The 16,097-nt window shown below is 53.1% G+C and carries 14 protein-coding genes; 9 read left to right on the top strand and 5 right to left on the bottom strand.

Features of this window, described 5'->3' with window-relative positions; genetic code table 11:
* Positions 1–191 precede the first annotated feature (191 nt).
* The gene (locus tag SC127_RS02875; RefSeq protein WP_243077443.1) at positions 192–1,265 is read left to right on the top strand and encodes a DUF1176 domain-containing protein; all 1,074 of its coding nucleotides are present in this window, start codon (positions 192–194) and stop codon (positions 1,263–1,265) included.
* Here the strand turns inward: SC127_RS02875 and ampH are convergent.
* The 3 genes from ampH to tal form a co-directional block, all read right to left on the bottom strand.
* Entirely contained in the window at positions 1,262–2,425 is a 1,164-nt protein-coding gene (gene ampH, locus SC127_RS02870) for a D-alanyl-D-alanine-carboxypeptidase/endopeptidase AmpH (RefSeq protein WP_243077444.1), read from the bottom strand. The two genes, SC127_RS02875 and ampH, sit on opposite strands and share 4 nt — an antisense overlap.
* A 150-nt stretch (positions 2,426–2,575) precedes the next feature.
* Positions 2,576–4,576 (bottom strand): transketolase, encoded by a 2,001-nt coding sequence (gene tkt, locus SC127_RS02865; protein WP_332625136.1) that lies wholly within the window; start codon positions 4,574–4,576, stop codon positions 2,576–2,578.
* 63 nt (positions 4,577–4,639) lie between these two features.
* Positions 4,640–5,590, bottom strand: a complete 951-nt coding sequence (gene tal, locus SC127_RS02860; protein ID WP_215845944.1) for a transaldolase — start codon at positions 5,588–5,590, stop codon at positions 4,640–4,642.
* A 350-nt stretch (positions 5,591–5,940) separates the two neighbouring features.
* Between tal and maeB the strand changes: the two genes are divergently transcribed.
* A complete protein-coding gene (gene maeB / locus SC127_RS02855) occupies positions 5,941–8,220 on the top strand; it encodes an NADP-dependent oxaloacetate-decarboxylating malate dehydrogenase (protein ID WP_215845945.1) in 2,280 nt (759 codons plus the stop codon).
* A gap of 167 nt (positions 8,221–8,387) precedes the next feature.
* Here the strand turns inward: maeB and hemF are convergent, their stop codons facing one another.
* Entirely contained in the window at positions 8,388–9,308 is a 921-nt protein-coding gene (hemF, locus tag SC127_RS02850) for an oxygen-dependent coproporphyrinogen oxidase (protein ID WP_243077446.1), read from the bottom strand.
* A 39-nt stretch (positions 9,309–9,347) separates the two neighbouring features.
* Positions 9,348–10,199: an N-acetylmuramoyl-L-alanine amidase AmiA gene (gene amiA / locus SC127_RS02845; protein ID WP_332625134.1), complete on the bottom strand. Its 852-nt coding sequence runs from the start codon at positions 10,197–10,199 to the stop codon at positions 9,348–9,350.
* A 223-nt stretch (positions 10,200–10,422) separates the two neighbouring features.
* Between amiA and SC127_RS02840 the strand changes: the two genes are divergently transcribed.
* The 7 genes from SC127_RS02840 (at position 10,423) to cysA (ending at position 16,085) form a co-directional block, all read left to right on the top strand.
* Complete coding sequence (locus SC127_RS02840; RefSeq protein WP_243077447.1) at positions 10,423–10,848, top strand: GNAT family acetyltransferase; 426 nt, start codon at positions 10,423–10,425, stop codon at positions 10,846–10,848.
* On the top strand, positions 10,844–11,302 hold the full coding sequence (locus SC127_RS02835; RefSeq protein WP_442955738.1) for a DUF2919 family protein: 459 nt from the start codon (positions 10,844–10,846) through the stop codon (positions 11,300–11,302). Before SC127_RS02840 ends, SC127_RS02835 begins: the two co-directional genes overlap by 5 nt.
* An 80-nt stretch (positions 11,303–11,382) precedes the next feature.
* On the top strand, positions 11,383–12,000 hold the full coding sequence (locus SC127_RS02830) for an RpoE-regulated lipoprotein (protein ID WP_243077449.1): 618 nt from the start codon (positions 11,383–11,385) through the stop codon (positions 11,998–12,000).
* A 282-nt stretch (positions 12,001–12,282) separates the two neighbouring features.
* Positions 12,283–13,299 (top strand): sulfate ABC transporter substrate-binding protein, encoded by a 1,017-nt coding sequence (locus SC127_RS02825; protein WP_332625132.1) that lies wholly within the window; start codon positions 12,283–12,285, stop codon positions 13,297–13,299.
* Positions 13,299–14,132 (top strand): sulfate/thiosulfate ABC transporter permease CysT, encoded by an 834-nt coding sequence (cysT, locus tag SC127_RS02820; protein WP_215845953.1) that lies wholly within the window; start codon positions 13,299–13,301, stop codon positions 14,130–14,132. Before SC127_RS02825 ends, cysT begins: the two co-directional genes overlap by 1 nt.
* Positions 14,132–15,007 (top strand): sulfate/thiosulfate ABC transporter permease CysW, encoded by an 876-nt coding sequence (gene cysW, locus SC127_RS02815; protein WP_215845955.1) that lies wholly within the window; start codon positions 14,132–14,134, stop codon positions 15,005–15,007. The genes cysT and cysW overlap by 1 nt, the downstream gene beginning before the upstream one ends.
* A complete protein-coding gene (gene cysA / locus SC127_RS02810) occupies positions 14,997–16,085 on the top strand; it encodes a sulfate/thiosulfate ABC transporter ATP-binding protein CysA (protein WP_215845957.1) in 1,089 nt (362 codons plus the stop codon). The genes cysW and cysA overlap by 11 nt, the downstream gene beginning before the upstream one ends.
* Positions 16,086–16,097 lie beyond the last annotated feature (12 nt).

The following is a 16,097-nucleotide window of genomic DNA, read 5'->3' as shown; positions in this document are numbered from 1 at the left end:
TCTGATTGAGCGAAAGCGCTGCAAAAACGATGATGTTTTCCTAAGCTTCACTCTTTACGGCTTATCACGATGATGAACGCTTTTTAGCCAGTTAATAACGCTTTCTGGGCGCGGTCACAGATTCCGGTCTTCTTTGGGTTCGCCGTTGCGTTATCATCTCCACTTTAAAGATTTGGGGACCGGTTTTCTTAATGTTGCATTGGATTAAATCGCTGTTAGTGTTGTCTTTTCTTTTTGTTGCCAGCGTGCGGGCCGATCCACTGCAAAAGTCATTTTCTGACTGGCAGATGACCTGCAACAATGCGGCATTTTGCGTGGCACGCAATATTCCGGGCGACAATGGATTAGTCATGACGATTTCGCGCCACGCCGGGGTGAACGATCGCCCGTTGCTGCGCATCGACTACGGCAGCGCCTACAGCGGTGAGCTGCCTGGCGGTGATCTGAAAGACAACCTGCTGATTGATCAACGCCGCCTGAAACCCGACCTGAAACACTGGACGGTCGAACCCCATCATCTCGCTACCAGCAACGCCATCGCGATCGACGAATTTCTTGATCTGGTCATGGAAGCCAAAAGCCTGCAACTCACGTTTGATCCCAAAGCCCTTATCTCCCTGCGCGGCATGAAGGCGGCGCTGCTGCTGATGGATGATGTGCAAGGGCGTGTTAACGGCATGAGCGCCTGGATAAAGCGCGGCGATCGCGCAATCTGGGATGTGCCGCCGCAGCCTAAAGTGCCTGCGCTGCCAGAGGCGCTACCGCAACCTGCGGCGCTGACGCGAGAAGAAACCAGCGGTTTAATCGATTACGGCACCTGGCGCGTTAACACCGATTCCTGTTCGCTTGATCCGATGCGGCGTGAAGTCAGCGTGTCGCCGCTCACTGATACCAAGGCATTGCTGTTGGTGAGCTGTGAAATGGGGGCATATAACGTGATTGATTTAGCTTTCGAAGTGACGCGCGAGCAGCCTTATGTGGCGCGGGGAATTAGCCTGACGCTGCCGTTTACACCGCCAACCATTAATGAACGTCAACTTGAATTGATCAATGCCGAATACGATGCGGCAACTGGACAGCTTTATACCTTCGGAAAAGGTCGCGGTTTGGGCGATTGCGGTTCAGCATCGCGCTGGCAGTTCGATGGCAACAGTTTCGTGCTGGCGGAATATGCTGAGGAATCAACGTGCGACGCGTGGCACAGCAGCGATGACTGGCCCACGTTGTGGGTGAGCCAGTCGCGTTCCACTCCTCAGCAGCGTTAAGGAATGGCTTGAACCATCATGGGTGAACCGATTTGGTTGCCGACCAGTTCAGCCAGCATGTTATTTACGCCATCACTCATGGGTGTAAAGCGGGTCAGCGGAGAACGCGTAACCACGACAAACACGCCGATGTTATGCTGCGGCACCATCGCCATATAGGTAATGAAGCCACCCCCGCCGCCGGTTTTTTGAATAATACCCGGACGACCCTCTTTTGGACCCATATAAACCCAACCCATGCCCAACGCGTCGGCTTTGCCCGGCACATCCATACCTTGCACTTTCTGCAGCTGACTGCGCTGATAAATCAGCGTCTGCATACGATCAACCTGCGGCGTACGTCGGCTGACCGCTGAATTCAGGAACTGCTGCATCCAGCGCCCCATATCATCGGGCGTGGAGTAAACGCCGCCGCTGCCAATTGCCGCCAGCGTATTATTACAGGGGCTGGCACCTTTCTCGGCTACCATCAAACGTCCGCACTGCTCTGGTGAAGGCGTAAACGTTGTGTCCTTCATGCCCAGCGGGCGAGTAATCAATTGCTGAAACAGCGCGGGATAGGGCATGCCTGCGGCGCGTGACAACGCATCGCCTAGCAAATCGTAACCGAGATTGGAGTAGGCTGCATCGGTACCCGGTGCCGCTTTCAGGTTTGCCTGTGGCAACCAGTTCCAGCGTTCGCTGCGCGTAGGCCAGACGAATACGGGACGATGAGGTTTCCCGCCTGGCTGCTCACGCGGCAGTCCGCTGGTGTGAGTCGATAAGTTGATCAAACGAATAGGTTGACCGTTGTAGCTGGGTACGCGCGTGCCGGGCGGTGCATATTTACTCAGCGGATCATCAAGGCGAATTTGACCGCGCTCCGCCATTTTTACCATCACTTCGCTGGTCATCAGTTTGCTCAGCGAGGCGATACGGATCAGGGAATCTTTTTGTGGGCGAACGTTGTTACCCGGACGGGTATCACCAAAGCTAGTGAATACGCGCTGATTACCGTCAATGGCCACCAGCGCCATGCCGGTTGCGCCGCTGCCGTAAAAGATGTGTTCGGCATAGCGATCAACGATCTGCGAAGCCAGTAATGGATCGGGCGCGACCTGCGCCATGCTTTTTAATGGAAGCAGAGAAACCATTAAGGCCAGTAAATAAGATGTGCGCATTTTCAACAGACGAGAGTTCGCTATAAGAATCGGATGGAAATCTATAGTAATCAGTTTGGGCGAGACAGGAAGAGGGGAGAAAAGATTTTTTTATGTTTCAGGCTATGAACTGAAATGGCCCTTCCCGGCTAAGCGGGAAGGGCGAAAGCATTAAACCGGCTTGAGTAATGCTTCGGCATGGCTAACGATATTTTCAATCGTGAAGCCAAACTCCGTGAACAGCTTGCTGGCAGGCGCAGACTCACCAAACGTGGTCATGCCGACGATGGAACCATCAATACCCACGTATTTGAACCAGTAATCGGCAATTCCGGCTTCCACGGCAACACGCGCTCTCACCGTCGATGGCAGCACAGATTCACGATAGGCGCTGTCCTGGGCATCAAACAGATCGGTTGACGGCAGCGACACCACGCGAACTTTGTGGCCGCCCGTTGTCAGCTTCTCCGCAGCGCCCAGCGTGATTTCCATCTCGGAACCTGTTGCGATCAGGATCACCTCCGGCGTACCGTCACAATCTTTCAGTACGTAACCGCCGCGCGCAATGTTGTCGATCTGCGTTTGCGTACGCTCCGGTTGCGCCAGGTTTTGACGCGACAGAATCAACGCGGTTGGACCATGATGACGCTCAACGGCGGCTTTCCACGCCACAGCCGTTTCAACCTGGTCGCAAGGACGCCAGACGCTCATATTAGGCGTCAAACGCAGGCTGGCGAGCTGCTCAACCGGCTGGTGCGTTGGGCCATCTTCACCCAAGCCAATGGAGTCATGGGTATAAACCATGATATGACGCGCTTTCATCAACGCTGCCATACGGGCCGCGTTACGTGCGTACTCCACAAACATCAGGAAGGTGGCGGTGTACGGCACAAAACCGCCGTGATGGGCGATACCATTGGCAATCGCGGTCATACCAAATTCACGCACGCCGTAGTGAATGTAGTTACCGGCGTGATCCTCTTTAATCGATTTGGAACCTGACCAAATGGTGAGGTTACTTGGCGCGAGATCCGCAGAACCGCCAAGGAATTCTGGCAGCAGCTTGCCGTAAACTTCCAGCGAGTTTTGTGACGCTTTACGGCTGGCGATTTTTTGCGGATTTGCCTGCAGGTCAGCAATAAATTTCGCGGTATCCGCTTCCCAAGTCGATGGCATTTCGCCATTCATGCGGCGGAGAAATTCCTGCGCCAACTCCGGGTGGGCTTGCTTGTAGGCGTCCAGCTTGGCATCCCACGCTTTTTCGTGCTCTGCACCGGCTGTTTTCGCATCCCATTGCTGATAAATATCTTGTGGGATTTCGAACGGCGGATAGTTCCAGCCGAGCTTTTTACGTGTCAGCGCGACTTCTTCTTCGCCCAGCGCCGCGCCATGCGCCTCTTCTTTACCTGCCTTGTTCGGTGAACCGAAACCGATAACGGTGCGGCAAATAATCAGCGATGGCTTATCGGTAACGCTCTGCGCTTCTTTAATCGCCTTGCTGATGGCTTCGGAATCGTGCCCATCAATATCGCCGATCACATGCCAGTTATAGGCTTCGAAGCGCTTATGGGTATCGTCGGTAAACCAGCCTTCTGTTTCACCGTCAATGGAGATGCCGTTGTGATCGTAGAAGCCAATCAATTTGCCCAGACCCAAGGTGCCGGCCAGTGAACACACTTCGTGTGAGATGCCTTCCATCAAACAGCCGTCGCCCATGAACACATAAGTGAAGTGGTCAACAATCTCATGATCGGGACGGTTAAACTGGGCGGCTAAGGTGCGCTCGGCAATCGCCAGGCCCACGGCATTGGCCAGACCTTGACCCAGCGGGCCCGTGGTGGTTTCTACGCCCGGTGTATAACCAATTTCTGGGTGGCCCGGCGTTTTTGAATGCAGCTGGCGGAAGTTTTTCAGCTCTTCAATCGGTAAATCGTAGCCGCTCAGGTGCAGCAGGCTATAAAGCAGCATTGAGCCGTGACCGTTGGAGAGAATAAAACGGTCACGATCAAGAAAAGCGGGATTGGTTGGATTATGTTTCAGGAAATCGCGCCATAACACTTCCGCGATGTCCGCCATGCCCATGGGTGCGCCGGGATGGCCTGAGTTTGCTTTCTGTACCGCATCCATACTTAATGCACGTATCGCGTTCGCCAACTCTCTGCGTGATGACATAGGGTTCTCCCTTGTTATACCTGCGGGCGAGAAAGGTCTCGCCCACGAATAATGTGATGAAAACTACAGACGAGCAGCCAACACATCTTCAAGTTTCTGCTGATCGACAGCAAACTGGCGGATGCCTTCAGACAGTTTTTCTACTGCCATAGGATCCTGATTATGTTCCCAACGGAATTCCGCTTCAGAGAGCGACGCCGGCTGGTGGAAGCCTTCAGTAGAAGGTTCAAGTTTACGTTCTAACGGCGCATCGCTGTTTTGCAGCTCTTCCAACAGGTTGGGTGAAAGGGTCAGGCGGTCACAACCTGCCAGTGCGATGATCTGTTCTACTTTACGGAAGCTCGCGCCCATGATGATGGTGCTATAGCGATGCTTTTTGTAGTAGTCGTAGATACGACGCACAGATTTCACGCCGGGATCTTCATCGGCTACATACGGGTCCAGCGGTTTACGGCTGTTGTACCAGTCATAAATACGTCCCACGAACGGTGAAATCAGGAACACGCCAGCTTCGGCACAGGCACGCGCTTGAGCAAAAGAGAACAGCAGCGTCAGGTTACATTTGATGCCGTTTTTCTCCAGCTCTTCTGCGGCACGAATACCTTCCCAGGTTGACGCCAGCTTGATCAAGATACGAGAGCGATCAATGCCATACTCTTCGTACAGGCGAACCAGTTTTTCTGCTTTGGTGACACACATGCCACGATCGAAGGAGAGGCGCGCATCCACTTCGGTCGAAACACGGCCTGGTATGCTTTTCAGGATTTCCATACCCAGGTTAATGGCCACTTTGTCGCTGGCATTGATGATCTGCGTCTCTTTGCTGCCGCCTTGCTTTTTGGCGTAGTCGATAGCGTCATCAATCAAATGTTTATAGGCGTCGAGACCGGAAGCTTTAAGGATGAGGGAAGGATTGGTCGTAGCGTCTTCAGGATGGTAGTTGCGAATCGACTCGATATCGCCACTGTCCGCCACGACGGTGGTGAACTGTTTTAGGGCTTCTAGCTGGTTCATCTCTAAACTCCTTGAAAAGAAATCATTAAAGCGAAAAGGGGACACCTTTGGCCTCGCAGCCGTTCTGTTTCCGGTAACACAGGCTCATAACCTTGCAACAGACACTTTCGTATGAAAATGCGGTTTCTCTGATTGTTGCCAGGGGAATGGAGCGAAATTGCCGTCATGCGGTGTTAAACCGTGGGGTGCGCCTTATTCCACCTATAAGCATAGCAGCCGAAGCAAATGACGCTGGGGGAGCTGTGACAATCTGTGCCGTTTAACAATGAGCTTCTTTGAGCGCCTTCACCGTCTTGCTGCGTAATGATTCCTATACTGGTGCGACTTTCCCTGGCGACTAAGGATGCCAAATGGATGATCAACTGAAGCAAAGCGCGCTCGATTTTCATCAATTTCCTACCCCCGGCAAGATTCAGGTTTCACCCACTAAACCGTTAGCGACGCAGCGCGATCTGGCGCTGGCCTACTCGCCAGGCGTGGCAGCACCCTGTTTGGAAATCGCTAAAGATCCGCTGGCGGCGCACAAATACACCGCACGTGGCAATCTGGTGGCGGTGATCTCAAATGGCACCGCAGTGCTGGGTTTGGGTAACATCGGCGCGCTGGCGGGTAAACCAGTGATGGAAGGTAAAGGCGTCTTGTTCAAGAAATTCGCGGGCATCGACGTGTTCGACCTCGAAATTGACGAGCTGGATCCTGACAAGCTGATTGAAGTGATTGCCGCACTGGAGCCGACATTTGGCGGCATTAACCTTGAAGATATCAAAGCGCCCGAATGTTTTTATATTGAACAGCAGCTGCGTAAACGGATGAAGATTCCGGTGTTCCACGACGATCAACACGGCACTGCAATTATCTGTACCGCCGCGGTGATCAATGGCTTAACCATCGTCAATAAAGCCATTTCTGATGTACGACTGGTGGTCTCCGGTGCGGGCGCTTCTGCTATCGCCTGCCTGAATTTGCTGGTGGCGCTGGGATTGCAGAAGCACAACATTGTGGTCTGCGATTCAAAAGGGGTGATTTATCAAGGTCGCGAAGAGAACATGGCGCAGACCAAAGCGGAGTACGCCATCAAGGACAACGGCAAGCGTAAGCTGGAAGAGGTGATTACTCATGCAGACATCTTCCTTGGCTGTTCAGGACCAAAAGCACTGACGCCAGAGATGGTGGAAAAAATGGCCAAAGATCCGCTGATATTGGCGCTGGCAAACCCGGAACCCGAAATCATGCCACCGCTGGCAAAAGCGGTGCGGCCTGACGCGATTATCTGTACCGGTCGCTCTGACTTCCCTAATCAAGTCAACAATGTGCTGTGCTTTCCCTTTATCTTTCGTGGGGCGCTTGATGTCGGAGCCACGGCCATCAACGAAGAGATGAAGCTGGCGGCGGTGCATGCCATTGCGGCGCTGGCGCAGGCTGAGCAGAGCGATGTCGTCGCGTCGGCGTATGACGATCAGGATTTGAGCTTTGGCCCGGAATATTTGATCCCCAAACCGTTTGATCCGCGCTTAATCGTGAAAATCGCGCCCGCCGTGGCTAAAGCGGCGATGGAGTCTGGGGTTGCGACACGGCCCATTCAAGACTTTGATGCCTATCGCGAACAGCTTACTGAGTTTGTTTATAAAACCAACCTGTTCATGAAGCCGATTTTTTCCCAGGCACGCAAAGCGCCAAAACGCGTGGTGTTAGCCGAAGGAGAGGAAATTCGTGTGCTGCATGCAACGCAAGAGCTGGTGTCGCTTGGCATGGCAAAGCCGATTCTCATTGGGCGTCCTAACGTCATTGCGATGCGCCTACAAAAGCAGGGCCTGAAAATTGAGGCGGGTAAAGATTTTGAGGTGGTGAATAATGAATCCGATCCGCGCTTCAAAGAATACTGGAATGAGTATTACCAGATCATGAAGCGGCGTGGGGTTTCACCGGAAGAGGCGCAGCGCGCGGTAATCGGCAATCCCACACTGATTGGGGCCATCATGGTGCATCGTGGTGAAGCCGACGCGTTAATCTGCGGCACTATCGGCGATTATCGTAAGCATTATGAGGTGATTGAAAATGTATTTGGTTTTCGTGATGACGTGAAGGTGGCGAGTGCCATGAACGCATTGCTGCTGCCCAGCGGCAATACGTTTATCGCTGATACCTACGTCAATGAAGATCCAACGCCAGACCAGCTCGCAGATATCACCTTGATGGCCGCTGAAACCGTGCGGCGATTTGGTATTGAACCGCGGATTGCACTGCTGTCGCATTCCAGCTATGGGACCTCCAATGCGCCAGGCGCACGTAAAATGCGTGACGCGCTGGCGCTGATTAAACAGCGCGCGCCAGAGCTAGAAATTGACGGTGAAATGCACGGCGATGCGGCGTTAATTGAAAGCATCCGCCGCGACGTAATGCCGGATAGCCCGCTGAAAGGGACGGCGAATCTGTTGATCATGCCGAACGTCGAAGCGGCGCGTATTAGTTACAACCTACTGCGCGTATCCTGTTCGGAAGGTGTCACGGTCGGGCCGGTGTTGATGGGCATTACCAAGCCGGTGCATATATTGACGCGCATCGCCTCGGTGCGGCGGATTGTCAATATGGTGGCGTTGGCGGTGGTAGAAGCACAGACCCAACCTTTATAACCTGCCTTCATACTTGGCGCTGTCTCTGCATTGGCTGCAAGCAATCATCCGAATCACTGACATCAGTAAGCGCATCGGAATGATTGCTTTTTGCCGCCTTGATACAGCGCCCATTATTTTGGCAGGCTGAGCGCAAGTGAATCGCGCAATGGCAAGCTGCGATGCCGTTACTTTCGCGGATTAAGCGAAAGCCAGTCGCGAACGGGTAAGAAATCACGGTACAGCGCCGCTTCTGGCGAGTTCGCTTCAGGTTGGTAATCATATTCCCACCGTACCAGCGGTGGCATCGACATCAGGATCGATTCGGTGCGACCGCCAGTCTGCAAACCAAACAGCGTGCCGCGATCCCACACCAGATTGAACTCGACATAACGTCCGCGGCGGTACAGTTGGAACTGGCGCTCGTGATCGCCCCACGGATGATCTTTACGACGTGCCACAATCGGTTGATAGGCGTCAAGAAAACCGTTGCCAACCGCCTGCATGAAGTTGAAACAGTGTTCAAAATCAGGCGCATTCAGGTCATCAAAAAACAGCCCGCCAATGCCGCGCTGCTCGTCACGGTGCTTGATGTAAAAATAGTCATCGCACCATTTTTTGTAGCGTGGATAGACCTCTTCACCAAACGGCTGGCACAGATTAAAGGCAGTTTGGTGCCAGTGCAGCGCATCCTCTTCGAAACCGTAAAAGGGCGTGAGATCAAAGCCGCCGCCAAACCACCACACCGGTTCGGCACCCGGTTTTTCGGCAATAAAAAAGCGCACATTGGCGTGGCTGGTAGGAACATAGGGATTGTTAGGGTGGACCACTAACGAAACGCCCATCGCTTCAAAACTGCGTCCCGCCAGTTCAGGGCGGTGTGCGGTTGCCGAAGAGGGCATTTGGTCGCCATGTACATGGGAAAAGTTGACGCCCGCCTGCTCAAATACCGCGCCATTACGCAGCACACGGCTACGTCCGCCGCCGCCGCCTGGGCGTTGCCAGCTATCTTCGACAAATTTGGCACTGCCATCTTCAGCGGCGAGACGGTGACAAATATCTTCCTGCAGCTGCAGCAGAAAGGCTTTTACGCGGGAAATATCAGACATGCATATCGCTTACTGTTAAAAAATTTGGCGTGATTATACCTAAGCCGGGCGACGATCGTACTCATCAAAGTAGTTGACGATGCCATTGGCGATGGCACTGGCAATTTTTTGCCGAAACGCGCTGGTGCCGAGTAACTGCTCTTCGCGTGGATTAGTAATAAAAGATGTTTCGACCAGCACCGAGGGAATAGAAGGCGATTTCAGCACCGCAAAAGCCGCCTGCTCAGTATGCTGACTGTGCAGATGATGCACAGGGCGAATCTGATCGAGCACGTGTTTACCCAGCGTCAGGCTATTTTTTATGGTGTCGGTTTGCACCAAATCGAACAGAATTTGCTGCAAATAGTGATCCTGCTGCTGCACTTGCGCGCCGCCAATTTTATCAGCGTCGTTTTCTCTTTTTGACAGATAGCGCGCCATGGTGCTGCTGGCCCCGCGATTCGAGAGCGCGAAAACCGACGCGCCGTTGGCGTCTGGGCTGGTAAAGCCATCGGCATGAATCGACATAAACAGATTGGCACCGTGTTGATGGGCAATTTCCACGCGCTGATAAAGCGGAATAAAGTGATCGCTGTCGCGCGTCAGACGTACTTCGATGCGCGGATGATCCTGCAACTGGCGGCGTACATTGTTAGCAATTTCGAGCACGATATGTTTTTCTTCAGATCCTTCACCGCCGACCGCCCCGGAATCGATGCCGCCGTGGCCCGGATCGATCATCACGATACGCTTGCCGTTTTTAGCGGATGGAGTCGGCTGCGAGTGACGCGATGAGGTGCGCAGCGTCGTCTCTTGTTCTTTCGCCATTACGCCGCGCGGCGACAAAATGGCCAACGCGATGCCGGAAAGCAACAGTTGGCGGCGGTTGGTCAAATGCTTGAGCAATTTCATGTGCAAATCCATTAGCGTAGCGAGAACAGCGAAAATAGTGCCCAGTGTTATATCGTAACGTTATGCCACTCGCGAGCACGGAACTATTTCAGGGCTTTACTTTGTATTTCAGCTCGCGAACAGAAAAAACCGTTGTTTTTCTCCGCGCTCGGCTTTTCCAGGGTTGCGCAGCGCAAAGAATGCGTGATAATCAGCAAATTGTGCTTAATTGCAGGTAAAGACGATGGAAATCCGCGCCTTCCGCCAGGAAGATTTTGAAGAAGTGATTACGCTCTGGGAACGTTGCGATTTGTTACGTCCATGGAACGATCCTGAAATGGATATCGAACGTAAGATGAATCACGACCCCGAACTTTTCCTTGTGGCCGAAGTGGGTGGGGAAGTGGTTGGCACGCTGATGGGCGGTTACGATGGCCATCGTGGTGCTGCTTATTACCTGGCCGTGCATCCCGATTATCAGGGACGTGGCTTTGCCAATGCGCTGATGAATCGCCTGGAAAAAAAACTGATTGCGCGCGGCTGTCCGAAAATCCATCTGATGGTGCGCGAAGAGAATGATCAGGTGGTAGCGTTTTACGAGAAGCTGGATTACGAACCGGTTGACGCGATGCTGCTGGGCAAACGATTGATAGAAGATCGTGAGTATTAATGTGCTGAAATATCTGCCGGATGAATATGACGGCAAAGGGCAGCTTCGGCTGCCGTTTCTTTTTTGGCCGATAATGCTGTTGCTGGCGCGAACCTGGCTGCTGCTGGTGATGGCGGGCGCTTCACGACAACAAGGTAACGATCTCCTGGCGCTATTTTATCCCGATCGACAGGCTTTTTGGATCGGGTTGGCGTTAGGCACACCGGCGCTGCTCGGTATGCTACTGACCGGTTATCGCACCCGCTGGCCGCGCCTGTGGCAATACTGGCGCAACGTGCTGCTGTTATCACTGTGGATTAATTTGCTGTGGCAAGGTGTTCAGTTCACACAGGGCGATCTACTGAGTTCTCCGCTGCCGCTGCTGTTAACGCTGTTTGATCTGCTGGCGCTGCTCTGGCTCCAGTTCAATACCCGGCTGCGCGACTGCTTTTCACCTGAACATCATCTCGAATAAACTTTTTGCCGCTTTACGACTCCAATCAGTTCCGCCACTGAGCATTTCATTTACTGAGTATTTCATTAACAGGAGTTTGCATGAAAGCTGTTCGTTCCACGCTACTGATTGTCGCCGTTATGCTGAGCGGCTGCGCCAGTTCCGGCTCCGGCGCTAACAGCAGCCAGCAGGTAAGTTGGTGGAATCCGCTGAGTTATCATTGGTCATCGGCGTTGCCGTGGAACTGGTTTGGCGCATCGCTAACCGCTACCGAACAAGGCGTCGGCGGCCTTAATGCCGCGACACCCATGACCGAAAGCGCCATTAAAGAGGGGCTGAACGGCAATTACGACTTGCGTCAGGGCATGCGCGGTCAGAATGGTGAGGTTGTTTCCTTTTGGCAGGCGCTGGATGAAGGCCAGGTTAAGCTGGTGATTTACGGCCAGAGTCGTGTTGAGCGCGTTGAAGTCATGGACGCCAATATCGTTAGCAGCGATGGCAGCAAAATCGGTGATGCTTTCAGCGATAAATACAGCAAAGCCTTCAACAACTGTGCGTTGGCTTCCGGTCTGGATAGCCGGGATGTTGAGTGTCGCGCACCGGCCGGCCAGCATTTACGCTATGTTTATAGCGGTGAAGGGCACGGTCCAGAAGGCTTGATGCCGTCAGACGACACGCTGAAAAAGTGGAAGCTGAGCAAAATAATTTGGCAGCGCTGATGCTTTAATCAACTAAAACTGTTCAACAGTGATTCAGTGCAGAAAGGACTGAATCACTGAACTAACATCGCCGCTGTCTGCAATATCGCCGCATTAAAAGCGCAAAGCCTCATTCCCCGCCAGGCATTACTGAATCCCACATAAACTTTGCCAGTGTCTTATGCTTTTTTCGACTTTGAAATCATCAAACGATATATAAAACCGTTACAGGTTTTCACTGAGTTATAAATAAACTGGTGCCTCAGCGGGCGAGATCCGCATCAAACTTTTTCAGGGTGCCAAATGACTCTTAAAGCGATGAAAAAAATCGTTAGCGGTATCGCGTTGTCACTGAGCCTGGCAGGCGCAGCTAACGCAACTGAATTGCTTAACAGCTCTTACGATGTTTCACGTGAGCTGTTTGTTGCCCTGAATGCGCCGTTTGCCACACAGTGGGATGCTACTCACCCCAACGATAAGTTGTCGATCAAGATGTCACATGCGGGCTCATCCAAACAGGCGCTGGCTATTCTGCAAGGTCTGCGCGCTGATGTCGTGACTTACAATCAGGTCACTGACGTGCAGGTGTTACATGACAAAGGCAATCTGATCCCAGCCGACTGGAAAACCCGTCTGCCAAATAACAGTTCCCCGTTTTATTCCACCATGGCGTTTCTGGTCCGCAAGGGAAATCCAAAGCAAATCCATGATTGGTCCGATTTAACCCGTAAAGACGTAAAGCTGATCTTTCCTAATCCTAAAACTTCAGGCAACGGGCGTTACACCTATTTGGCCGCGTGGGGCGTAGCGAATAAAGTGGACGGCGGTGATAAAGCCAAAACTGAAGCATTTATGACCCAGTTTTTGAAGAATGTAGAAGTGTTCGATACCGGCGGACGCGGGGCGACAACCACCTTTGCTGAGCGAGGCTTGGGTGATGTATTGATCAGTTTCGAATCTGAAGTGAACAACATTCGCAATCAATATGGCAAAGATGACTACGACGTCGTGGTGCCAAAAACCAATATTCTGGCGGAGTTTCCGGTGGCGTGGGTCGATAAAAATGTCGAGCACAACAACACCGCAGAGGCCGCTAAAGCTTATCTGAACTTCCTGTACACGCCGGAAGCGCAAAAAATCATCACGCAATATTACTATCGCGTGAGCAATCCACAGCTGATGGCTGAACAGAAAGACCGCTTTCCGCAAACCGATCTGTTCCGGGTTGAGGATGCGTTCGGCAGTTGGGATAACGTAATGAAAACCCACTTCGTCAGCGGTGGCGAACTGGACAAACTGTTAGCGGCGGGGCGTGGATAATGTTTGCAGCTAGCCAAAAACGGGTTCTGCCCGGCTTCGGACTCAGCCTCGGCACCAGCCTGCTGTTCACCTGTTTAATTCTACTGCTGCCGATCAGTGCAGTGATCATGCAACTATCTCACATGACGCTGCAGCAATATTGGGATGTGATTACTAATCCGCAGCTGATCGCGGCGTATAAAGTCACGTTAATTGCAGCCGGTGTGGCATCACTGTTTAACGCCGTGTTTGGCATGTTGATGGCGTGGATTTTAACGCGCTACCGTTTTCCAGGACGCACCATTCTTGATGGCTTGATGGATTTACCCTTTGCGCTGCCAACAGCGGTGGCGGGTTTAACCCTGGCTGGTCTCTTCTCGGTCAACGGCTGGTACGGTCAATGGTTTGCTCAGTTTGATATCAAAATTTCTTACACCTGGATTGGTATTGCCATCGCCATGGCGTTTACCAGCATCCCGTTCGTTGTTCGTACAGTGCAACCGGTGCTGGAAGAGTTAGGCCCGGAATATGAAGAAGCGGCAGAAACTTTAGGCGCAACACCGTGGCAGAGCTTTCGCCGCGTCGTGCTACCCGAAGTGGCACCCGCATTGCTGGCCGGCACCGCGCTGTCGTTTACCCGTAGCCTCGGCGAGTTTGGCGCCGTGATTTTCATCGCCGGTAACATCGCGTGGAAAACCGAAGTGACCTCGCTGATGATTTTTGTGCGTTTACAGGAGTTTGATTATCCTGCGGCCAGCGCTATCGCCTCGGTGATTCTTGCTGCGTCGCTGCTGCTGCTGTTTGGTATTAATACCTTGCAGAGCCGCTTTGGTCGCCGTCTGGGAGGTCAGTAATGGCAGAGATTACGCAAATCAATCGAGCCGACCGTCAGCCGGTGAATTGGGGCAAATGGTTTTTGATTGGCACAGGTGCGCTGATCTCCATTTTGCTGTTAGTGGTGCCGATGGCTTCAATCTTCTACGAAGCGCTCCATAAAGGATTGGGACTGACTTTCAGCAACTTGATGGATGGCGACATGCTGCATGCCATCTGGTTAACGGTGCTGGTAGCGCTGATTACCGTGCCGGTTAATTTGGTCTTCGGCACGCTGCTGGCCTGGCTGGTAACGCGTTTTACCTTTCCGGGTCGCCAGCTGTTACTGACGATGTTCGATATTCCGTTTGCAGTTTCGCCGGTGGTGGCGGGGCTGATGTATTTGCTGTTCTGGGGCGTTAACGGCCCGGCGGGCGGCTGGCTGGATGCGCATAATATCCAGGTCATGTTCTCCTGGCCTGGCATGGTGCTGGCGACAATCTTTGTCACCTGTCCGTTTGTGGTGCGTGAACTGGTGCCGGTGATGCTGAGCCAGGGCAGCCACGAAGATGAGGCGGCGGTGTTACTGGGCGCGTCCGGTTGGCAGATGTTTCGCCGCGTAACGCTGCCCAATATTCGCTGGGCAATGCTGTACGGCGTGGTGCTGACCAACGCACGCGCAATTGGAGAATTTGGTGCGGTCTCGGTGGTTTCGGGATCGATTCGTGGCGAAACCTATACTTTGCCGCTTCAGGTTGAATTACTGCATCAGGATTACAACACGGTAGGCGCATTTACGGCTGCTGCGCTGTTGACCCTGATGGCGATAGTGACGCTGTTTCTGAAAAGCATTGTGCAATGGCGCTTAGAGCATCAGCACAACCGCTCGCAACAGGAGGAAAATCATGAGCATTGAGATTAAACAGATCAATAAATCATTCGGTCGCACATCGGTGCTGAACGATATCTCTTTGGATATTCTTTCTGGCGAGATGATGGCGCTGCTGGGGCCGTCCGGTTCAGGCAAAACGACGCTGCTGCGTATTATTGCCGGGTTAGAACATCAAAACAGCGGACAAATTCGGTTCCATAACAAAGATGTGAGCACGCTGCATGCGCGCGATCGTCAAGTGGGATTCGTGTTCCAACACTATGCGCTGTTCCGCCACATGACGGTGTTCGACAATATCGCCTTTGGCCTGACGGTGCTGCCGCGCCGCGAGCGTCCTTCTGCGGCAGAGATTAAACAGCGTGTGACGCGTTTGCTGGAGATGGTGCAACTGGCTCATCTGGCAAACCGTTTTCCGGCTCAGCTGTCGGGTGGTCAGAAGCAGCGAGTGGCGCTGGCGCGTGCGCTGGCAGTTGAACCACAAATCCTGCTGCTTGACGAACCCTTCGGCGCGCTGGATGCGCAGGTGCGCAAAGAGTTGCGTCGCTGGCTGCGTCAGTTGCATGAAGAATTGAAATTTACCAGCGTGTTCGTGACTCACGATCAGGAAGAGGCGATGGAAGTGGCCGATCGTGTCGTGGTGATGAGCCAAGGCAACATCGAACAGGTGGGTACGCCAGACGACGTATGGCGCGATCCATCGACCCGTTTTGTGCTGGAATTCCTGGGTGAAGTGAACCGCTTTGATGGCGAAATCCACGGCTCGCAGTTCCATGTGGGTGCGCATCATTGGCCGCTGGGCTACACGCCAGCGCATCAAGGCAAGGTCGATCTGTTCCTGCGTCCATGGGAAATTGACGTTTCTCGTCAGAGCAGCCTTGAAACGCCGCTGCCGGTACAAATTTTAGAAGTCAGCCCACGCGGCCATTTCTGGCAGCTGGTGGTGCAGCCGAGCGGCTGGCAGAGTGAGCCTTTCGCGCTGGTGTTTGAAGGTGACCAAACGGCGCCAATCCGTGGCGAACGCCTGTTTGTCGGATTACAACAGGCGCGTCTCTATCAAGACAAAACGCCGCTGCGCGCTGTTGCCTTTGCTCAGAGCGCCTGATATTTTCTTTTC

The organism is Pantoea sp. T14 (genome assembly GCF_036663535.1).
In the GTDB taxonomy this organism is placed as follows: Bacteria; Pseudomonadota; Gammaproteobacteria; order Enterobacterales; family Enterobacteriaceae; genus Pantoea; species Pantoea phytostimulans.
Note: the sequence above shows the minus strand (reverse complement) of the source record. Positions and strands in the feature narration are given on the sequence as shown.